Here is a 19,570-nt window from a genome sequence, read left to right on the forward strand (position 1 = left end):
CCGCAAGCCGCTGGAGCGGTCGGGTCACCCCTCCGGCGCGGCCCGCCACATCCGCGTCAATATGCCGTCCTTCAGGATGAAATGATGGCGCAGCGCGGCGCCGATATGGCCGATCAGCAGCACCACCCAGGCATAGCCGAACACGACATGCGCATTGTGCGTGCCGATCGCCAGCGGCGCGCCCTTCTCAACGGCGAACTTCGGCACCTCGAACAGCCAGAAGAAGGTCAGCGGCCACGGCCCGGCCGAGCTGAAGATCCAGCCGGTCATCGGCATGATGATCATCAGCGCGTAGAAGATCCAGTGCAGGCCGTGCGCCGCGACCGCCTGGGCATTGCTGAGGTGCGCCGGCAGCGGCGGGGCCGGGTGGGTGATCCGCCACAACAGCCTGAACAGGCTCAGCAAGAGCACCAGCAGGCCGATCGACTTATGGATGTCCATCACCGGATAGCCTTTCGGCACCCAGTCATGGACGATGCCCAGCACCAGGTTGACGAGGATCAGCGACCCGACCGTCCAGTGCAGGACACGGGCGACGCGGTTATAGTGTATCAGACGCTCGGTCATGGTCAGGCTCCCTGCCGGTTGGCAACCAGATCGTCGACCACGGCGGGATCTGCGAGCGTCGAGGTGTCGCCCAGCGACGAGACGTCGCCCTCGGCGATCTTCCGCAGGATGCGGCGCATGATCTTGCCCGATCGGGTCTTGGGCAGGCCCGGAGCGAACTGGATCGCGTCCGGGGTGGCGATCGGGCCGATTTCGGTACGGACCCAATCGCGCAGTGTCTTGCGCAGTGCCTCGCTCGGCTCCTCGCCGGCGTTGAGCGTGACATAGGCGTAGATGCCCTGGCCCTTGATGTCGTGTGGGAAGCCCACCACCGCGGCCTCGGCCACCTTGGGATGGAGGACCAGCGCGCTCTCCACCTCGGCGGTGCCCATGCGATGGCCCGATACGTTGATCACGTCGTCGACCCGCCCGGTGATCCAGTAATAGCCATCCTCGTCACGGCGGCACCCGTCGCCGGTGAAATATTTCCCCGGATAGGTGCTGAAATAGGTCTGGAAGAAGCGCTCATGGTCGCCCCACACGGTGCGCATCTGGCCGGGCCAACTCCGGGTGATGCACAGATTGCCCTCGGCCGCACCCTCCAGCACCTTGCCCTCGGCATCGACCAACTCGGGCACAACCCCGAACAGCGGCCGCGTCGCCGAACCCGGCTTCAGGTCGGTCGCGCCGGGTAGCGGCGCGATCATCGCAGCACCGGTCTCGGTTTGCCACCAGGTGTCGACGATCGGGCAGCGGCCCTCGCCGACCACCTCATGATACCAGCGCCACGCCTCGGGATTGATCGGCTCGCCGACCGTGCCGAGCAGCTTCAGGCTCTTACGCGAGGTCGCCTTCACATAGTGGTCGCCGTCCTTCATCAGCGCGCGCAAGGCCGTCGGCGCAGTGAAGACGATGTCGACCTGGTGGCGGTCGACCACCTGCCAGATCCGGCTGGCGTCGGGCCAGTTCGGCACGCCCTCATACATCAGCGTGGTCGCGCCATTGGCGAGCGGGCCGTAGACGATATAGCTGTGGCCCGTGACCCAGCCGATATCGGCGGCGCACCAATAGATCTGGCCCGGCCGGTAATCGAAGCAGACCTCATGGGTCAGGCTCGCCCAGAGCAGATAGCCGCCGGACGTATGCAGCACGCCCTTGGGCTTGCCGGTCGATCCCGAGGTGTAGAGGATGAACAGCGGGTCCTCGGCATTCATCGGCTCGGGCGGACACGCGGCGGAGACGCCCGCCGCCGCCTCATGATACCAGATGTCGCGGCCCGCCTGCATCGCCACCTCGGCGCCGGTCGCCTTGATCACCAGCACCGTCCTGAGACTGGGGCTGAGCTTGGCGGCGGCGTCGACATTGGCCTTGAGCGGCACCAGCTTGCCGGCCCGCCGCCCGCAATCGGCGGTGATCACCACCGAGCTGTCGCAATCCTGGATGCGGCCGGCGAGCGCGTCGGGCGAGAAGCCGCCGAACACCACCGAGTGGATCGCACCGATGCGCGCGCAGGCGAGCAGCGCGAACGCCGCCTCCGGGATCATCGGCAGGTAGACGGTGACGCGGTCGCCCTTCCTGACACCCTGGCCCTTCAGCACATTGGCGAAGCGGCAGACCTCCTCATGCACTTGGGCGTAGGTGAAGCGCCGCGGTTCCTCGCTGGGAACATCGGGCTCCCAGATGATCGCGACATCGTCGCCGCGCGTGGCGAGATGGCGGTCGAGGCAGTTGGCGGCGACGTTGAGCTCGCCGTCCGCGAACCACTTCACCCCGAAATCGCCTTCGTGGAACGAGCTCTCGTTCGCCCTGGTCGGCGCCGTGATCCAGTCGAGCCGCTTCGCCTGCTCGAGCCAGAAGGCCTCGGGTTCGTCGATCGAGCGGGCGTAGAGGCTGCGATAGCTCTCGTCGCTGACCTTCGCCTTGGCCTTCCATTCTGCCGGAACGGGATAAAGATCGGACATTCGGAGCCTCTCGTTGGTCTGGACGTGCGGCCGACTATTGGTTCAGCGGCGTGACGGCATCAAGCGCGGATGTGAGAAGCGCCCCAAGATCCTCCCCGGCACCGCTTCCCCCGTTACGTCATCCCAGCGAAAGCTGGGATCTCAGGCGGCTCCTGCCTCGGCCTTGTCTCCTCATCTAACGAGATTCCAGCTTTCGCTGGAATGACGGAAAGGGTCTTCCAGCCCCCACACGTCTTCCAGCCCCCACACGTCATCCCAGCCCCCCACACGTCATCCCAGCGAAAGCTGGGATCTCAGTCGACTCCTGCCTCGCCCTCGTCTCCTCACGGCCTGAGATGCCACCCTCCGCTGGCATGATGCGAGAGGCGCGCGTCCCCCAGCATCAGCCATGGATATGCACGATAACCCCTGCTATCGGCGCGCGATGCTCAATTTCTCGAATCTCACCGTCCGTCTCGGCGGGCGCACGATCCTGGATCGCGCCTCGGCTGCGCTGCCGCCGCGGGCGCGCGTCGGCCTGATCGGCCGCAATGGCGCCGGCAAGTCGACCTTGATGAAGGTGATGATCGGCAGCCTCGAAGCCGACGACGGCGATCTCGACAAGCCGCGCGGCCTGCGCATCGGCTATATCGCGCAGGAAGCGCCGAGCGGCACCTCGACCCCGATCGACACCGTGCTCGCCGCCGATACCGAGCGCGCCGCGCTGCTCCACGAAAGCGAGACCTGCGAGGATCCCGACCGCCTCGGCGAGGTCTATGAGCGGCTGATGGCGATCGACGCCTATACCGCCCCGGCGCGCGCCTCGACCATCCTCGTCGGCCTCGGCTTCGACGAGGAGATGCAGGGCCGCCCGCTCGACAGCTATTCGGGCGGCTGGAAGATGCGCGTCGCGCTCGCTTCGTTGCTGTTCTCCGAGCCGGACCTGCTGCTGCTCGACGAGCCCTCGAACCACCTCGATCTCGAAGCGACCCTGTGGCTGGAGAACTTCCTGAAGTCCTACCCGGCGATGATGGTCGTGATCAGCCATGAGCGCGATCTGCTCAATAATGTCGTCGACCATATCCTCCACCTCGAGGGCGGCAAGACCCTGCTCTACACCGGCGGCTATGACAGCTTCGAGCGGCAGCGTGCCGAGCGCGCCGCGCAGCTCGCCGCCGCCAAGGCGTCGCAGGATGCCCAGCGCGCCAAGCTGCAGGACTATATCGCCCGCAATTCGGCCCGCGCCTCCACCGCCAAGCAGGCCCAGTCGCGCGCCAAGATGCTGGCCAAGATGCAGCCGATCGCCGCCCTCGCCGACGATCCCAGCCTGTCGTTCGATTTCCCCAGCCCCGAGGAGCTGCGCCCGCCGCTGGTCACGCTCGACATGGCCAGCGTCGGCTATACCGAGGGCAAGCCGATCCTCCAGCGGCTCAACCTGCGGCTCGATCCGGACGACCGCATCGCGCTGCTCGGCCGCAACGGCAACGGCAAGACCACGCTCGCCCGCCTGCTCGCCGCACAGCTCAAGCCGATGGACGGCGGCATGACCGCGTCGGGCAAGATGCGCGTCGGCTATTTCACCCAGTACCAGGTCGAGGAGCTCGACGGCGACGACACCCCGCTCGAGCATATGACCCGGCTGATGAAGGGCATGACCCCCGGTGCCGTCCGCGCCCAGCTCGGCCGCTTCGGATTCCAGGGCGAAAAGGCGGTCACCAAGGTCGGCAAGCTCTCGGGCGGCGAACGCGCGCGCTTGGCACTCGCGCTGATCACCCGCGACGCCCCGCACATGCTGATCCTCGACGAGCCGACCAACCACTTGGACGTCGACGCGCGCGAGGCGCTGGTCCAGGCGCTCAACGCCTATGAGGGCGCGGTGGTGGTGGTCAGCCACGATCGCCACATGATCGAGCTGACCGCCGACCGGCTGGTGCTGGTCGACGGCGGCCTCGCCACCGAGTTCACCGGCAGCCTCGACGACTATACCGATCTGATCCTCGGCAAGAACCAGCCGAAGGGCGAGGGCGGAGCGAAGGGCTCCAAGAAGGACAAGAAAGCCGCCGCCGCCGAACGCGAGCGCATCCAGGCACTGCGCGCCGAGGTCAAGGATCTCGAGGGCCGGATCGCGAAGCTCGCCGCGCGGCGTTCGGAGATCGACAGCGCGCTGTTCGACCCGAAGACGGCGGCGCCACAGGATATTAAGCGCACCGCCGGCGACCTGATGCGTCTGCGCGGGGACGTCGAGAAGGAACTGGAGCGGGTCGAGGCCGGGTGGCTTCAGGCGAACGAGGCGCTGGAGGGCGCGGCTTAGAGAACACCACCGTTAGATCAACCTGCTCATCCTGAGTGAAGGCAAAGCTTGCACCGGCGTCCGGCTTCAGTCATGTTCGCGCTATGTTCCACGGTGGGGTGGGTGACATGACGCTGATCAGGGCCTCGGAAGCGGAGCTCACATTCCCGATCATAGGCTTTCTCGGTGACGGCCCTTATGTGTTCTCGGAACGCGCCCACCTGCTGGAATGCCTGCCCTGCTATTATGAGGATGGCGACCTGATCGACGTCGAGCTGGTCGATGCCGCGGCGCACCGCTGGATCATCAGGTCGGTCGACCTCCATTCGCCGGCTCCGAAGCCCAGCCGCCCACCGTTTCGCTGGCGTGTGCCATTTCGCTGGCGTGTGCCGGTGCCACGTTTTTTCGTCCTGATGTTCGTTCCTGTCTACCTGATGTTCCTGATGTTCACGGCTGTCGTCATTCTCGTCATGTTTCCCTTCGCCATCATCCACGCCCGCAATTCCCGTTTGAAGATCGACCCTGTCCTGGAAGAAGTCGAGCCGATCGCACTGGAGGACCTCCGGGAACGTCTATGCCGAATGGAGATCGAATCGGTCGGCGAAGATGACGAGGATGACTTCGCACGGCCGGGCTAATGTCTCGACCCTCTCCGAAATCCGCAGCGCCAGCAACGTTGCCGCAATGGCCGAAGCTGTGGGCTCGGGCCGGATGCCCGGGATTATCGAGTGACCTTCTGAGGTCGTACCGTCCCCGCCATCCCCCGCACCCTGAAACATGCGTTAGCGCCGCTGTCCGCGGATGACGCTACGGCGTGACCGACACCTCCCGGCCGTCGCGCACCGCCGGGCTTCACGCTGCCTGCGCGACTCGATCGTGCCGCCCGGACGATGGTTCCGCGAAGGCCTGCGAAACCGACGGCATGCCATTCGGGTCGATCCGGAATCGTCCAACGAGTTCGGCCAGCCTGCCGCCTTCCACGGCAAGACTGCGCGAAGCCGCCGTGGCTTGCTCGACCATCGCCGCATTCTGCTGGATTAGCGCATCCATGTCGCTGACGGCCGTGTTGATCTGCTCTGCGCTTGCGGCCTGTTCCTCGGCCGATTGCGTGACGACCTGCATCGATTGCACCATGGCCGCGATCTTTTCGGCAATTCCGCCCAGGGTCACGCCAGTTTCATTGACCAGGCTGACGCCGCGCTGCACTTCGGCGGAACTGGTCGAGATCAGCAGCTTGATATCGCGTGCGGAGTCCGCCGCGCGCTGGGCAAGGGCGCGAACCTCGTTGGCGACCACCGCAAAGCCCTTGCCGCTCTCACCGGCCCGGGCGGCTTCGACGCCGGCATTGAGTGCCAGCAAATTGGTCTGAAACGCAATGCTGTCGATCATGTCGACGATCTGACCGATATCATAGGATCCCTTGCTGATCGCCGCCATCGCCGCAACAGCCGTGCGGACGACCTGCTCGCCCTCGGCCGCGGCACGATTGACCTCCGACAAAGTCGTGTTGACGTCCCGCACGATGGAGGCGGTATGCCCCACGGCGAGCGTAATCTGGGACATCGCGGCGGAGGTTTCCTCGACCGAGGCGGCCTGATGCTCGGTGCGCCTGGCCAGATCGGAAGAGGCGGTGCCAATTTCGGCGGAACCGACGCGCACGCCTTCCGACGTTTCGACCACCGACGCCATCATCGTCCGCAGACTGGTGACCGTCCGGTTGAAGTCGTCCCGCAACGATTCATATTTCGGCGGGAAGGGATCGTCGATCAGACGCGTCAGATCGGCATCGGCGACCCGTTTCAGCCCCACCACCAGCGCATCGACGACCTTCTTCTGCTCGTCCGCCGCCAGCCGGGCTTCCTTTTCAAGGGTGATGCGTTGAACGCCGTTTTCGCGGAAGGTTTCCACCGAACGGGCCATGCTGCCGATCTCGTCGTTGCGCTCGCTATAGGGAACCGTGACGGCATAATCCGCCGCGGCCAGCCGCTGCATCAATGCGGTGACCACACCGATCGGCTGGACGACACGCCTCGTCAGCATGAGCACCGACAGGATCGCGGCGGCAAGGATCGCGCCCGCCACCCCGACGAGAATGAGGTTCGTACGGCTGATCGCATCCTTGGCGCGGGCTTTTTCCATATTGGCAAGTTCGACATTGTAGCCGATTTCGGCGTCAAGCGCCGCGGAGAGTTGCTTGGCCTCATCCGCCTGCGCGGCATTGAACAGATCGGTTGCGGCTGCGGTGTGGATCGCGATCGACTCCCTCCGGATCGGAGCCAGGGTGCCGGTCCAGCCCGCCCAATGGTCGGTTACAGATCGATACAGCGCCCGCTCATGATCGTCGGATAGCAATTTTTGATAATTATCGAGGCGCGATCCCGTTTCCTTCAGAAGCTTTTCAAGCTCCCGATCGGTTATCATCGTGCGTTCCGGAGTCGGCGCAAGAATATGACGCCCCAGAATTGCCTGAGCACCCTCCATCTGGGTTCGCACCGATTGCAGTTCGATAAGGCTGGGAACGGTATTGTCTGTGACACTCAATAAATTGCTTCTCACGGTATGAAGCGCAACAGCTGATACGGACATTGCCAATCCGGAAAGAATAATCAGTAAAAAATTGCTGATATTTATCAATTTTTTCACAGATATATTCATGACAACCTCTATCCCGTATTTATATATTTTTGTCGTGGACTGTTATGCAACGTCACGTAAAGTTCACTATAATGAACAAAGTTATATTCGCACGAATCCGTATACAAACTTCCTTTCACAAAGATTAAGCATCCGGATATTGCAGCCCGGATCAGAAGTTTCGAGGACATCTCATCATGTTCCGGGGACATCTCGTCATTGAAGTAGGCCCATCCTCCTGGTTGGTACGAAGTCGGCGTGAAGCCGCTTCAAGGAGGAGGATGGACCCATGACATTGTATGCCACCTTGCCCCCTGAAACATGCGTTAGCGCCGCTGTCCGTGGATGACGCTAGCTAGGCGCTCGACACCTCCCGGCCATTGCAGGCCTCGCTTATGCACGGGAGGGCTCATGCGGGAGAGCGTCGATGGCCTCTATAGCGGGGTGTTCGTGTTCGGCGACAGTCTCGTCGACGCGGGGAATGCCTTGAAGCTGGCGGAGTTCGCCGATGATCTTCCGTTCACGGCCCTGCTCGAAGGCGCCGACAGCCGCCCAGGGCTATTATATGGGCCGGTTCACCAACGGGTTCACCTTCGCCGACCTGATCAGCAACAAGTTCGTCTCTGCCGAGACGAAGCCGATATTCCCCTTCGGCTATGACGAACCTCTGCTGGGTCTGTCGCTTCCGTTCCAGGGCGATCCCAGCGGCAACAACCTCGATTTCGCCTATGGCGGCGCGCAGATCCGCAAGGGAGACGAGACCGTCCCCGATCTCGACGACCAGACCGATGCCTATCGCGAATGATCAAGGCGGCTGCGGCTTGCAATGCCGCCCAATAGCGATCGACGCACCGCATGATGCCCGAATTTTTTTCGAAGAACGGTGAACCGGAACACGTGTCTCGGGCACATACCGGCACGCGGGGTTGCGCGGGCCGAAATGGCCTAACAAGCCGAGGAGGGTCTCATGGCTCCCTACTACAACCCGTCTTCTTACAGCGGTTCGTCCACTGGCATGCTTTCTGGCGCGTCGTCCTACGGCTATGGATATAATGGCTATCAAACATATGGCACGCCGGGAGATGATACGCTGACCGGTGGAGCCGGTGACGATCTCCTCGATGGCGGCAATGGCCACGATGTTCTTCTGGGCGGCGGCGGCAACGACAGCGTGAACGGTGGCGATGGAAATGACCACCTGTTCGGTCAATCGCCTGCTGGCGGAACCGATGGCGCCGACAGCCTGAATGGTGGTGACGGGAGCGACTATCTTCAGGGCAATGCCGGCAACGACATGCTCGACGGCGGCATGGGATCCGATCGGATGAACGGCGGCGCCGACGACGATGCAATGACTGGCGATGCCGGCAACGACACGATGAACGGCAACCGGGGGAATGACATAGTCGATGGCGGCGACGGCAATGACTCGCTGCGGGGCGGCCAGGGCAATGACTCGCTCAGCGGCGGTGCGGGCAACGACATGCTGTCCGGCGACCTCGGGCAAGACAGCCTTAGTGGCGGCGATGGCATCGATGTCTTCCTCTTCTCCGGCCAGGCTTCACCAATCGCCACACCCGACAGGATCGCGGATTTCGATCCGGCGGCCGATCGCCTCGCGCTTGGCTTCGCGCCCGCGGCTCTGTTGACGGGTGCATCCCAGGCCGATCTTGCTGCAGCAAGCAGCTTTGCCCAGTCGCTGATGGACGGACATGCGGGCGACCAGGAGGTGGTCGCGCTGGCGGTAGGAGCGGACACCTACCTGTTCTATTCGAGCAGCGGCGGAGCGATGGCCGATTCCGCCGTGCTGCTGGCCGGGGTGAACGTGAGCGCCGTCGTGCCCGGAGACTTCATCTGAAGGCGAGCGCCCCGCCGCTTCAATTCGGGGACACTATACTAATTATCGTCCGTCATGATCATGTGCTTCGGCGCGCCATGGCCCGCCTTTCCCGCACCGTCATCCTTCGGCAGCGCGCGCTTCTGTGCTACATGGATCGAGTCCAACCTTTGGGAGGCATCGATGGCAATTTGGGAGTTCAAGGGCCGGGAGCTTGTCAATTGCTCGTGCGACTATGGCTGCAACTGTCAGTTCGATGGTCTTCCCGACAAGGGCCACTGTTACGCAGTGGCCGGCATCCAGATCGATGAGGGGCACTATCGCGAGACGCGCCTAGACGGGCTTCGCATCGCGGCGGTCTTCAAATGGCCTGGGCCGATCCACGAGGGTCACGGCGAGGCTATCGCCTTCCTGGAAAACCGCGCCGACGACAAGCAGCGTGACGCCTTGCTCAGGATAATGACGGGCCAGGATACCGATCCGTTCGCGACGATGTTCGCCGTCTATAGTTCGACGATCGAAACGATGCATCCGCCGGTGTTTACCGAGATCGGCCTTGACCTCGACATCGACGACCGACGGGGTCGCATGATGATCGAAGGCTATGTCGAGATGACAGGCGAGCCGATCCGCAACAAGGTCAGCGGGGCCGAGACCCGCGCCCAGATCGTCCTGCCGCACGGGTTCGAATATGAGGTCGCGGACATCGGCAGCGCTTCGAGCAGGGTGACCGGCCCGATGTCCTTGGAACTTCGCGACAGCTACGGCCAGTTTGCCCATATCCATCTCAACAGCCATGGCGTCGTCCGTAGCTGATCGGCCCGCGCTGACCGAGCGGATGGTCCGGAAGGAACGGACGATCATCCTCGGCGCGATTGCCCTGCTCGCGGGACTGGCCTGGCTCTGGACCATGACCGGCGCCGGAATGCCGATGGACACCGGAATGCCGATGGGCCAGGGCGGCATGGCTGGCATGCCGCCATCCCCTCCGCCGTCTCTTCTGCTCACTATTGCCATGTGGTGGGTGATGATGGCGGCGATGATGCTGCCCTCCGCCGCTCCCGCGATCCTGCTCTATGGCCGCGTCCGGCGCGATCGAGGCAGGCAGCCCATAATCGCCGCCTCGGCTGTGTTCCTGTCAGGCTATCTGCTCGCCTGGCTCGGCATGTCCGCACTCGCGGCGCTAGTGCAGATCTGGGCGACCCGGGCAGGACTGCTCAACGCAGCGACGATGCGGTCCAGCTACGCACCTCTGGCCGGAGCGACCTTGATCGCGGCCGGGCTATATCAGCTCCTGCCCGTCAAGAACGCCTGCCTTGCCAACTGCCGATCGCCTGCCGCCTTTCTGTCGCGACACTGGCGACCGGGAGTCGGCGGCGCCCTGAGGCTTGGCCTGCTGCACGGCGGCTACTGTATAGGATGTTGCTGGCTTCTGATGGCACTGCTGTTTGTCGGGGGCGTCATGAACTTCGCGTGGATCGCCGCGCTGACCGCCCTTGTCGCAGCCGAGAAGCTTCTGCCGGGCAGCGTGCTGATTTCACGAGGCGCCGGCCTGCTGCTCATCGCCTGGGGCCTGGCAAGAACCCTGACCTAGCGGCAACGCCTTAATTCGGCGCCTTTAATTCGGGGACACTATACTAATTAGCGTCTGTCATGACCATGTGGCCCTAAGCCGAAAGGCGACAAAAAATTGGTATAGTGTCCACGGAATTCTATCCCGGAATTCTATCGACCCTGACGATGGTCAGCACGCGTTCCTTGCCCTCGCGATCCGGCCACAGGATCGACTGGCCCTGCCGCAGGCCGATCAGCCCCGCCCCTACCGGCGTCAGGATCGAAACCCGCCCGTTCGAGATGTCCGCATCGGCAGGGAAGACAAGCTGCACCGTCCGCGTCGCGCCGCTCGATCCGTCCACGAATTCGACGAACGCGTTCATGCTGACGACGCCCGCGGGCAGATCCCCCGCGCTATAAATCTCCGCCCGCGAAATCTCCTCCATCAGCAGCGCGCTCACCTGGGGAAGACGCTCCCCCACGCTGATCGCGAGATCGGCCAGGGCATCGGCTTCGCGATCGATCATGTGGATCGCCGGGCGAACCACCGCGCGGTCATCCCTCATGGCTGCTGCTTTCCACCTGCGGCTTTCCCTTGTTGTGGACGGCCCGCATCAGCGCACGGACGCGCGGGAAGACGCGCCCGTCCAGTTGCCGCAGCAGAGGCTCCGATGCGAAGAAGCGGAAGCCGCCTCGGCAGCGCAGGCCGATGCCGACGGTACGGCCGTCCTTCTCGACGACAAAAGGCGATGACATGGAAATCTCCATCCTGGCGTGCGCGGCCCGGCCCCAATCCAGGCCGAACCGCGCGTAAACGGCGAAGGTTCAGGCGGCGGCGGCTTGCAACGCCGCCCAATAGCGATCGACGCACCGCATGATGAACCTGTCGGACACGTCCGCTCCCAGCACATCCCTGAGAATCGGCGCCAGCCCGTCGCCGAAGCGGCTCGCATGGCGGCGAACCGCCAGGTCGTCGAACCGGCGCGCGCCGGCCCCGTCCTTCAGGCCGCCCAGCAAGGCCTCGAACAGCCGATGCGCCGCGGATTTCTCTTCGTCGGTGGCGCAGCCCTGATGGGTGCCGGCCAGATATTGCGCCATCACCGCTTCGATGGTCGCGCGGCGGTCGACGAGGACGGCTATGTCGTCTCGCCAAAGCATTTCAGTGTGCACGGGTCTTCTCCTCGGCAGCAGCTTGCACCCCGATCGGCGTGCCGATCGGAGCATCTGATCATGGAACTGGGAGACTGCCTCGGGCGCCCGCGCGCAGGTTTAGCGGCTGCGGGGCCCCGAGGCGGGCAGCCGCGTCATGAGGCTACCCCCATGAGCCGAAAAGCGAAGAAGGGCGCTTTGGAACACCATGGTAGGGATATAAGCCAGCCCGGTCAGGAAACAAGCCACGCGCCGCCCGGCGCACGCTGGGCGCAGTTCACGCCTGTCATCCGAAAGCAGAGGTTCGGCCAATTCTTGTCACGCGTCATCCCAGCGAAAGCTGGGATCTCTCTACGGCACCGAGTTCACCGGCAGCCTCGACGGCCATAGCGATCCGAACTTCGCTACGTCCCGTCGCCCCAGCGCAGGCTGGGGCCCATGTCTCCCTCCACCCATGCTGACGGTGAAAATGGAGAGAGACATGGATCCCTGCCTCCAGCCTCGGGCCGGAGTTCATCCCGAGCGCCTGCCTTGGCTCACCGCCGGTTCGAAATGATGCGTTGATGTCGCTCAATGGCGATCAGTAGAAAGAAAAACATCAGCACGACGAAGCCGATTGCGACGTAGGCGGCTATGCTGAGCGATGCCTTTCCTTCGGCATTGCCCATCAGGATCTTGTCACGCTCGGCTTGAGCTGCCGTTGCATTCTCTTCGCGCCGGTGCTGCAGCAGGTCCAGGAAGCGCCTTTGATAAGCGCGGAAAAGCTCAGCATGGGATCTAGTTCCTTTCGGATATTGCATGGAGCATACGCGCTCCACATAATCGGTGATCACTGGCCGGCGGACGGGGCAGCCGATGGGATCTTTATACCAATCAGAGCAGACCGTGCTGTAGGAATCCCAGCCGTTGCGATAAGTTGTGCGCGTTCGGTTGACGTTTGCGCATGTATTTACCTTGTGCGCTCCTCGATAGCCGTTCAGCTTCGAGATCACGTCAGCGCGCGTACTCACTTCAGTCATCGCCTGTATCAGCGCTTCGAGATCGGCCTGATCGGTCCGGAATGACAGCTCTCCCGACGCGATGGCGCCCAGGCGATTTTCAGGCATGATGAAGGTGTCGCCGAACTCGGCCTCACCGAGTTGCTTGTCGTCGCTTTGGCGATATGGTTCGAACTTCGTCCGGAACAGCTGATGATAGCGTCGGATGAAGTGGCTATAAAACCGCCGTTCGGTGGCCAGCTCCTCCACCGCGTTCGTCTTCTGCGACTCCGCATCAGTCACAGCAGGCAGTGCCGCTACCTCTTCCGCCGTCACGACAGCCGGCTTCTGGACCACATCCTCAGCCGATTTCAGGATCTTGACCGCACTCGATGCCCCCATCACGATTGCCGTGATGATCAGCAGCGTCGCTACAATCAGCACCAGCGCACGCAGCAGTTTCAGATAGGCATTCTCGACACGGTCGAGAATGCCGGCTCGGCTGGCGACGGCATCAGCCGGTTCCTTCATCGATTCCCCCTATTTAGATGCGCCCCCGCGCCAGATCAGCAACTGTAGGAAGGTCGGCAAGTCAGCGGAATAGCCGAATGAACCATATCGGCGTGAACGCGTCAGCGAAGCCCTCTTCGCCCGGAGCATCATGGTCCTGGTGTGCAGTTAGGACACCGGCGGACTCGAGGTGCGGTGCCCTGGCCAGGGCACTCCAAAACTGATGAGCTGTAGTGGGCGAAATTAAGTGCGCTGTCGCTCCAATCTGCCATTGTAACCCGATCGAGATCGTCATGCGGGGCCTAAGCGATGGCAGCTCACCCACCTTTTCCGGTCCGGCGCCCCTGGCTCCCGCCTTTGCCTGACGTTATCTTGCACACCACTGTTCAGGTACGCGACGCGCACCCGGCTTATGTGGGCGCCAAGAGTGGCGACGCGGATCAGGCGCTGGCGCTCGCAATCGAGCTTATTTCTGACAGCGGCATGGCTCAGATCGCGGCATTGCTTGACGGGCGGCAGCCGTTGTTGCTGCCGGTTGTTGCTGACGAGACGATGGGCTTCAATGCGATCCCCGACGCGATGGCGCAGGTAATGGGGCGCGAACTCAATTGCGAGGTGGTTACTGCCGAGATCGTCCAGGTCAACAAGGTCGGGCACACCAGGGCACGCGCGTTTCAGCGCTTTGTGACTCCCGCGCTGTTCGATGGCGCTGTCGTGTCAGGCGCCGATTACCTGCTGATAGACGACCATGTCGGGCTTGGTGGGACGCTCGCCAACCTTCGCGGCTTCGTCGAAGCGCGAGGGGCGCGCGTGCTCGGCATCTCCACACTGACCGAGAGCCGGCACGCCCGGCGTATTTCGCTACGCGCGGCCAGTCTTCTTATGCTACAAGAGCGTTATGGCGAAGCGCTCGACCAGCTCTGGATTGACCAGTTCGGCTACGGAATCGACTGTCTCACGGACGTCGAAGCGGGAATCCTATGTCGTCAGCCAACCGTTGCCGCCATCGAGAATTTCCTGGCTCAAGCAGCAATCGAAGCACGTAGCCGTGGTCTCCAGCCAGCGCTCGATTAGACGCGGCTGATTTATCGCCGCGGTGCCGGTTCCCGATTCCCGCCGTCCTGAGATCGGTGCGCTGATATGCCGGATCATCCAGACCACCATCGGCTGCGTTGGGTCCGATTGCGACACATGCGGGGCACTGCGGTGCATCACTTAGGACACTGACAGAGAGGCCATCAGATGCAGTGAAAAATCACGTGTGATTTTCCATAATCTCATAATCGTCGTTGGCGATTTACTGCGTCCACGGCAGATCTCTGTGAATGCCCGTGACATATTCATACGGGGAGGCAGTTTTTCTCTTCCTTAAGCTGCCCAGCGTAGTTGAAATGGCGAGGCCGGCACCCACGCCAGCGCTCGCGACCAAGGGAATTTGTACGCCGGCCGCATGCGCTGCCCACCCGCCCACTAATGCGCCACGCCAATCGAACGAGATGGTAGTATCCGTTAGTAGCTGCTTGAACCGGTTTTCCTTGGAAGCCATCAGCAAATCGGCAATGGAAGCGTTGAGCCGGTCGATTGCAGAAAGTTCGCTGAGGGGTTGGTCGGACGCCGCCAGCATAGTCTGATAGATATCGTCGATGGCGGCCCTCAATGCCAGTAATTCCGGTCGCCGCCGATCGCGATATCGTAATATCTCTTCGAAAGGTACTTCGGCGTCGGGGACGGGAATAGCCTTGTAAAGGCGCAGCATCAGACCGCTATCCGGAGCAAGTTCGTCGCCAACTACTGATAGCGATTTGTCACCGCGAGACATCGCCCAACGCCCACCATCCCGTTCATTAAGGTCTGAAAATGCGTGCTGGATGCATTTTAGCATGAGATTTCCCATCTCACCCGAGCCTTGAAAAGCGACGCTGGTACGGCTGAACACCCCCTGTGCCATCAGGAATTCAATCTCCTCAGCGTGGCCGACATGCACGAGATTGTTCGTGGGCCAGTCGAGGCGGTCCCAAAAAAGTAAGGCCGACCTTAGCTCGACGGAGTCTAATGCTCCAGAAGCGATGTTAAGCTCGTTAGTCTGAACATTGATCTTCATCGGTGGCGATACCAGCAGTCCTCGCTGATTAGCGCTCAGTGGCTCGCTGGTTAGCACGGCGACCATCTGAGGCTGGAAAGCTACGTTAGCCCCCGAAGGGCCTTGAGCGAAGCGGCCCGTACTGAGGTCGAACTTGGTCCCTTTGGGAAGCGAATAATCCTTAGTCATGGCGCGGCGCCCTAGGCCCGCAGCCTGCCACATTTTCGATGCGCTGCACCAAGCGCTTGTGCAACTCGACGGGATCAGTCCAGACGAGGCAGTTATACTGCCGAATATCGAAATGAAGCTGGAGCAGGTCGCGTTGGTGGCAGGTCCAGATCACGGGAATGTCTAGACCTAGGGCGTAGCCCGCCTCGAAATATACCCCGCCGCGATGGCCGGTAAAATCAGCAACAACAAAACGGGCCTTACGAATTTGGTTAATAATCTCGTCGTCGATTTTGCCAACATGTTCGATGTCATCTACGCGGACGGGATCATATCCGGCTTCTCTTATTGCCGGACGAATGCCATTCTCCCAAGCCTCTCTCGTATCATCTGAAAACCACATCGCCACGAAACCAGATGCTGATTGAGAGTTAGCACGCTGGATCTCGTCAACGGCCAAAGCACCCTCGGCAGTTACAACCGTATAACGATATGCGCCTCCCCCACCAGCGGACCGCCTCTCTGCAAAGCCGATGGATTCGAGCACCCTAATCAGGCGATTTACCTGTTCGTCGCTCGTGGAATAGGAAGCACCCATATATAATGACGGGTCTGGGACGATTAGGTCGTCCCTTGAAGGCTCTTCATCGATCAAAAGCACCATCCAGCGGAGAAGCCGCATCGCTCGCTCGCGCAGCGACGGAACGGTCGATGATTTGCACTGGCCTACCACTTGGCTATCGATAATGGCCTCTCGCGACTCCAATTGCTGATCGCGGCACCATCCTGAAAGATATGGCATCGGTTGGCCGACATTCCGCAGCATGGCTTCGGCTGACGTCGTGATGGAGAAGGGGCCGCATCGCGCGCAAAAGTAGGCAGACGTCAGGCCCTGCCCCACCCCTCCGATGGCATCTTTCTCGAGGCAGATCGGGCAAATGTGGGTAGCTTGCACTTTTAGTCGAAGTGGCTGGTTGTCCATAATTTGTGGTTCCCCCGCATTGCCCCGCCGCAACCCTAGCACAGTCCTCGATTGGCACAATGTTCTCTATATGTTCTTGATCTTTGCCGCTGTCAGTGTTAGATCGGCCGCCCCATCGAAAGGCACCCGATGAACGAAATGCGCAGGCCCGAGGCGCGTGACGCCGAAGCCACCGGCAGCAACCCCGCCGATCCCATCGCACGAATGAGCGAGATGCTGATGACGCAGGCGCTCTCGCTCGATGCGATGTTCGCCGAGCTGGTGGGCTATGCCGCCGAGAATTTCGAGGAATGGCCGGGGCCGACCGAGCGCTATATGCGGCTCGCGCTGCGGGCGCAGTCGAATTGCCGGGCCTCGCTCGATTCGGTGGCCAGGGCCGATCGGGCGCAGCGACAGGCGCGCGCCAGCGACGGCGCATGACGATCGGCCAGCCGGCCGAAGATGGAGCGGGCAAGCCCGCGCGCTGTTCTGGCTTCGCCGCAGGCCCACCCCCGGCCCTTCCCGCAGGCGGGCGGGGAGAGCATGCCTCCGATAGCCCCATGCGACAGCCATGCCCCCAGCCGGACTCGCTGGCGACGGCGCCGCGCTGCGGCGCGCGCACGCGGAGCGGGGCGCCGTGCCGCTCGCCGGCCGTGGTCGGGCGCCAGCGATGCCGGATGCATGGCGGCAAGGGCAGCGGCGCGCCGCGCGGCAATCGCAACGCGCACAAGCACGGCGCGCGCTCCGCCCGGTTCACCGAAATCGCCCGCTATATTCGCGAGACGAGCTCCGCGGCGGCGTCGCTGATGCTGGCGATGGAGGGCGCTCGAAAAGCGAAAAACAAAAAAACGAGCGAACAACCCCATGCAACGGGAATTCCGGGCGCGCCTGCCGGCCGGCGCGGGGTGACGGAAGAACCGGAAGCGACGCCTCGCCACCCCCAGCCGTCATCCTCGCGAAGGCGGGGATCCATGTCTCCGCCTGGTCGAGCCTCTATTGGTTCGCCCTGCGCCTCCCGGTGGATTCCCGCCTCCGCGGGAACGACGATGCGTGCGCCGGGAACGGCCACGAGTGGGCCGGGAATGACGAAGAGAGAGGCGGAAACGACGACAAAGGGCGCCGGAACGGCGACGAGTGGCCCCGGAACGACGACGAAGGAAGCGCAGGAGGCGGCGCAGGCGACGCAGGCAAGAACCGCTTACAGCCCCCGTTCAGCTTCCGTCGCTATAGGGCCTTGTCCGAAAGCCGGCAGTCTGGATGATCGCGGCGAAACGATTCGACATCGGATGGGCATGATCGACAGACGGCAAAGCTTGGCATTGTTCGGGGCGCTGATGGCGTTCGGCGGCACCGCGCTGGCGGCACCGCGGCGGCCCGCGGCCGGGGTGCCGTTCAGCTGGGACTGGCTGCGCGGCCATGCCGCTGCGCTGGCGAAGGGCCGGGCGGGGGCGCTGCCGCAGTCCGATCCGCGCGCCCATGCGGTGGATTATGACGCAGTCAACCGGATCAGCTTCCGGCCGGATCATGCGCTGTTCGCCGACGACGGTTATTCGGTGCGCTTCTTTCCGATCAGCCGCTTCGCCGCCACGCCGGTCCGGACCTGGATCGTCGACGGCGGCCGCGCTCGGCCGATCGAGCATAGCGCCGACATGTTCGCGGTCGGCCCCGGCGACGGGCCGGCGCCGCATGTCCTGCCGGGCGTCTCCGGCTTCCGGCTGATGAACAAGGGCGGGGTGGGCGACTGGCTCGCCTTCCAGGGCGCCTCCTATTTCCGCTCGGCGGGCCAGTTCGACCAATATGGACTGTCGGCGCGGGGCCTCGCCATCGACACCGGGATCGACGGCCAGGAAGAATTCCCGGCCTTCACCGACTTCTGGCTCGAGCGCACCGGGGCCAATGGCGATGGCGGCCTCACCATCTATGCGCTGCTCGAAGGGCCGAGCGTCGTCGGCGCCTATCGCTTCGTGAACCGCAACGGCCGCGACGGCGTCGTCCAGGATATCTCGATGGCCCTGTGGCTGCGCAGGGATGTCGCGCGGCTCGGCATCGCCCCGCTCACCAGCATGTTCTGGTATGACGAAGGCAATCCCCAGGCGCGCACCGACTGGCGCCCCGAGATCCACGATTCGGACGGCCTGCTGATCCGCAACAGCGGGGGCGAGAAGCTCTGGCGTCCGCTGGGCAACCCGCCGCGCGCGACCATCAACAGCTTCGCGGATCCCAGGGGCGCGAGCGCCTATGGCCTGCTCCAGCGCGATCGTAGCTTCGATCATTATCAGGATGACGGCGTCTTCTACGAGAAGCGTCCGAGCCTCTGGGTCGAGCCCAAGGGCGATTGGGGGCCGGGCGCGGTGATGCTCTACGAGATTCCGACGCGGCGCGAGACCGACGACAATGTCGTCGCCTTCTGGACGCCGGCCAAGCCCGCGCGCGCCGGCAGCAGCTTCGCCTTCGACTATCGGCTGCGCTGGATCGGCGGCGAGCCCGATCCGGCGCCGCTCGCCCGGGTGGTCGATCGCTGGACCGGCACCGCCGGCCGGCCCGGCACCGATCCGCTGCCCAACGCGCGGCGGCTGGTCGCCGATTTCGAGGGGGCTGCGCTCAAGGGGCTGGGCCGCGGATCGGGCGTCACCGCGTCGGTGTCGGTCGATCGCGGCAAGCTGATCTCGGTCGATGCCTATCCGGTGGTGGGGCAGGCGGGGCGCTGGCGGCTGGTGGTCGATACCAGCAACAGCGACCAGCCCGCCAACCTGCGCGCGACCCTCGAGCGCGGCGGTGCAGCGTTGAGCGAGACGCTGATTCATCAGTTTTATTGAGTGTGCATTGTGCAATGCGAGAAAAAAACGTCGTTTGAGCCAACGCCCGGGGCGTCTTGACGCAAAGCCGCGCCGGATCCGAGGAAATTTTGCCATATCGGCAACAGC

At 63.2% G+C, this 19,570-nt stretch carries 18 protein-coding genes and 1 pseudogene; 10 read left to right on the forward strand and 9 right to left on the reverse strand.

The features are described from left to right. Window positions 1-24: 24 nt before the first annotated feature. Both AAC645_RS12160 and acs read right to left on the reverse strand, forming a co-directional pair. A complete protein-coding gene (locus AAC645_RS12160) occupies window positions 25-567 on the reverse strand; it encodes a cytochrome b (protein WP_340316350.1) in 543 nt (180 codons plus the stop codon). A gap of 2 nt (window positions 568-569) precedes the next feature. Next, entirely contained in the window at window positions 570-2,507 is a 1,938-nt protein-coding gene (gene acs / locus AAC645_RS12165) for an acetate--CoA ligase (RefSeq protein WP_340316351.1), read from the reverse strand. Between the two features lie 424 nt (window positions 2,508-2,931). Between acs and AAC645_RS12170 the strand changes: the two genes are divergently transcribed. Continuing rightward, window positions 2,932-4,797 carry an ABC-F family ATP-binding cassette domain-containing protein gene (locus AAC645_RS12170; protein WP_340316388.1) on the forward strand — a complete coding sequence of 622 codons (1,866 nt, stop codon included), beginning with the start codon at window positions 2,932-2,934 and terminating at the stop codon, window positions 4,795-4,797. 107 nt (window positions 4,798-4,904) lie between these two features. Further along, complete coding sequence (locus AAC645_RS12175) at window positions 4,905-5,414, forward strand: hypothetical protein (protein WP_340316352.1); 510 nt, start codon at window positions 4,905-4,907, stop codon at window positions 5,412-5,414. A gap of 214 nt (window positions 5,415-5,628) precedes the next feature. On the opposite strand, the gene AAC645_RS12180 is transcribed toward AAC645_RS12175, so the two are convergent. Further along, the gene (locus AAC645_RS12180) at window positions 5,629-7,431 is read right to left on the reverse strand and encodes a methyl-accepting chemotaxis protein (protein WP_340316354.1); all 1,803 of its coding nucleotides are present in this window, start codon (window positions 7,429-7,431) and stop codon (window positions 5,629-5,631) included. A 487-nt stretch (window positions 7,432-7,918) separates the two neighbouring features. Here AAC645_RS12180 and AAC645_RS12185 point away from each other — a divergent pair, with 487 nt between their 5' ends. The 4 genes from AAC645_RS12185 (at window position 7,919) to AAC645_RS12200 (ending at window position 10,841) form a co-directional block, all read left to right on the forward strand. After that, window positions 7,919-8,215, forward strand: a complete 297-nt coding sequence (locus AAC645_RS12185) for a hypothetical protein (protein WP_340316356.1) — start codon at window positions 7,919-7,921, stop codon at window positions 8,213-8,215. A gap of 162 nt (window positions 8,216-8,377) precedes the next feature. Continuing rightward, window positions 8,378-9,268 (forward strand): calcium-binding protein, encoded by an 891-nt coding sequence (locus tag AAC645_RS12190; RefSeq protein WP_340316358.1) that lies wholly within the window; start codon window positions 8,378-8,380, stop codon window positions 9,266-9,268. Between the two features lie 162 nt (window positions 9,269-9,430). Then, window positions 9,431-10,063 (forward strand): DUF1326 domain-containing protein, encoded by a 633-nt coding sequence (locus AAC645_RS12195; RefSeq protein WP_340316359.1) that lies wholly within the window; start codon window positions 9,431-9,433, stop codon window positions 10,061-10,063. Beyond that, window positions 10,044-10,841 (forward strand): DUF2182 domain-containing protein, encoded by a 798-nt coding sequence (locus AAC645_RS12200; RefSeq protein WP_340316361.1) that lies wholly within the window; start codon window positions 10,044-10,046, stop codon window positions 10,839-10,841. Before AAC645_RS12195 ends, AAC645_RS12200 begins: the two co-directional genes overlap by 20 nt. A gap of 118 nt (window positions 10,842-10,959) precedes the next feature. Here the strand turns inward: AAC645_RS12200 and rnk are convergent, their stop codons facing one another. The 4 genes from rnk to AAC645_RS12220 form a co-directional block, all read right to left on the reverse strand. Then, complete coding sequence (gene rnk, locus AAC645_RS12205; protein WP_340316362.1) at window positions 10,960-11,367, reverse strand: nucleoside diphosphate kinase regulator; 408 nt, start codon at window positions 11,365-11,367, stop codon at window positions 10,960-10,962. Further along, window positions 11,357-11,557 (reverse strand): hypothetical protein, encoded by a 201-nt coding sequence (locus AAC645_RS12210; protein WP_340316364.1) that lies wholly within the window; start codon window positions 11,555-11,557, stop codon window positions 11,357-11,359. Before AAC645_RS12210 ends, rnk begins: the two co-directional genes overlap by 11 nt. Before the next feature lie 69 nt (window positions 11,558-11,626). Next, entirely contained in the window at window positions 11,627-11,971 is a 345-nt protein-coding gene (locus AAC645_RS12215; RefSeq protein WP_340316366.1) for a hypothetical protein, read from the reverse strand. A gap of 515 nt (window positions 11,972-12,486) precedes the next feature. Continuing rightward, the gene (locus AAC645_RS12220; RefSeq protein WP_340316369.1) at window positions 12,487-13,458 is read right to left on the reverse strand and encodes a hypothetical protein; all 972 of its coding nucleotides are present in this window, start codon (window positions 13,456-13,458) and stop codon (window positions 12,487-12,489) included. A 336-nt stretch (window positions 13,459-13,794) separates the two neighbouring features. Here AAC645_RS12220 and AAC645_RS12225 point away from each other — a divergent pair, with 336 nt between their 5' ends. Further along, window positions 13,795-14,511: a phosphoribosyltransferase gene (locus AAC645_RS12225; RefSeq protein ID WP_340316371.1), complete on the forward strand. Its 717-nt coding sequence runs from the start codon at window positions 13,795-13,797 to the stop codon at window positions 14,509-14,511. 223 nt (window positions 14,512-14,734) lie between these two features. On the opposite strand, the gene AAC645_RS12230 is transcribed toward AAC645_RS12225, so the two are convergent. Further along, window positions 14,735-15,706, reverse strand: coding sequence for a DUF6236 family protein (locus AAC645_RS12230; RefSeq protein WP_340316372.1), 972 nt, complete (start codon window positions 15,704-15,706; stop codon window positions 14,735-14,737). Then, the gene (locus AAC645_RS12235) at window positions 15,699-16,667 is read right to left on the reverse strand and encodes a hypothetical protein (protein WP_340316373.1); all 969 of its coding nucleotides are present in this window, start codon (window positions 16,665-16,667) and stop codon (window positions 15,699-15,701) included. The genes AAC645_RS12230 and AAC645_RS12235 overlap by 8 nt, the downstream gene beginning before the upstream one ends. 129 nt (window positions 16,668-16,796) lie before the next feature. Between AAC645_RS12235 and AAC645_RS12240 the strand changes: the two genes are divergently transcribed. The 3 genes and pseudogenes from AAC645_RS12240 (at window position 16,797) to AAC645_RS12245 (ending at window position 19,462) form a co-directional block, all read left to right on the forward strand. Continuing rightward, entirely contained in the window at window positions 16,797-17,087 is a 291-nt protein-coding gene (locus AAC645_RS12240) for a hypothetical protein (protein ID WP_340316374.1), read from the forward strand. 119 nt (window positions 17,088-17,206) lie between these two features. Continuing rightward, window positions 17,207-17,338 (forward strand): annotated as a pseudogene (locus tag AAC645_RS20460) (HGGxSTG domain-containing protein); the annotation flags it as partial. 600 nt (window positions 17,339-17,938) lie between these two features. Then, entirely contained in the window at window positions 17,939-19,462 is a 1,524-nt protein-coding gene (locus tag AAC645_RS12245) for an OpgD/OpgG family glucan biosynthesis protein (protein WP_340316375.1), read from the forward strand. The last annotated feature ends 108 nt before the right edge of the window (window positions 19,463-19,570 follow it).

Origin of the sequence: Rhizorhabdus argentea (assembly GCF_037861105.1) — a bacterium.
Lineage (GTDB): Bacteria > Pseudomonadota > Alphaproteobacteria > Sphingomonadales > Sphingomonadaceae > Rhizorhabdus > Rhizorhabdus argentea.

Coding starts and splice junctions, on each gene's coding strand:
- AAC645_RS12235 (WP_340316373.1), bottom strand. CDS start 16,667: ATGGACAACCAGCCACTTCGACTAAAAGTGCAAGCTACCCACATTTGC.
- AAC645_RS12175 (WP_340316352.1), top strand. CDS start 4,905: ATGACGCTGATCAGGGCCTCGGAAGCGGAGCTCACATTCCCGATCATA.
- AAC645_RS12170 (WP_340316388.1), top strand. CDS start 2,932: ATGCTCAATTTCTCGAATCTCACCGTCCGTCTCGGCGGGCGCACGATC.
- AAC645_RS12190 (WP_340316358.1), top strand. CDS start 8,378: ATGGCTCCCTACTACAACCCGTCTTCTTACAGCGGTTCGTCCACTGGC.
- rnk (WP_340316362.1), bottom strand. CDS start 11,367: ATGAGGGATGACCGCGCGGTGGTTCGCCCGGCGATCCACATGATCGAT.
- AAC645_RS12185 (WP_340316356.1), top strand. CDS start 7,919: ATGATCTTCCGTTCACGGCCCTGCTCGAAGGCGCCGACAGCCGCCCAG.
- AAC645_RS12240 (WP_340316374.1), top strand. CDS start 16,797: ATGAACGAAATGCGCAGGCCCGAGGCGCGTGACGCCGAAGCCACCGGC.
- AAC645_RS12195 (WP_340316359.1), top strand. CDS start 9,431: ATGGCAATTTGGGAGTTCAAGGGCCGGGAGCTTGTCAATTGCTCGTGC.
- AAC645_RS12230 (WP_340316372.1), bottom strand. CDS start 15,706: ATGACTAAGGATTATTCGCTTCCCAAAGGGACCAAGTTCGACCTCAGT.
- AAC645_RS12200 (WP_340316361.1), top strand. CDS start 10,044: ATGGCGTCGTCCGTAGCTGATCGGCCCGCGCTGACCGAGCGGATGGTC.
- acs (WP_340316351.1), bottom strand. CDS start 2,507: ATGTCCGATCTTTATCCCGTTCCGGCAGAATGGAAGGCCAAGGCGAAG.
- AAC645_RS12160 (WP_340316350.1), bottom strand. CDS start 567: ATGACCGAGCGTCTGATACACTATAACCGCGTCGCCCGTGTCCTGCAC.
- AAC645_RS12245 (WP_340316375.1), top strand. CDS start 17,939: ATGATCGACAGACGGCAAAGCTTGGCATTGTTCGGGGCGCTGATGGCG.
- AAC645_RS12210 (WP_340316364.1), bottom strand. CDS start 11,557: ATGTCATCGCCTTTTGTCGTCGAGAAGGACGGCCGTACCGTCGGCATC.
- AAC645_RS12180 (WP_340316354.1), bottom strand. CDS start 7,431: ATGAATATATCTGTGAAAAAATTGATAAATATCAGCAATTTTTTACTG.
- AAC645_RS12220 (WP_340316369.1), bottom strand. CDS start 13,458: ATGAAGGAACCGGCTGATGCCGTCGCCAGCCGAGCCGGCATTCTCGAC.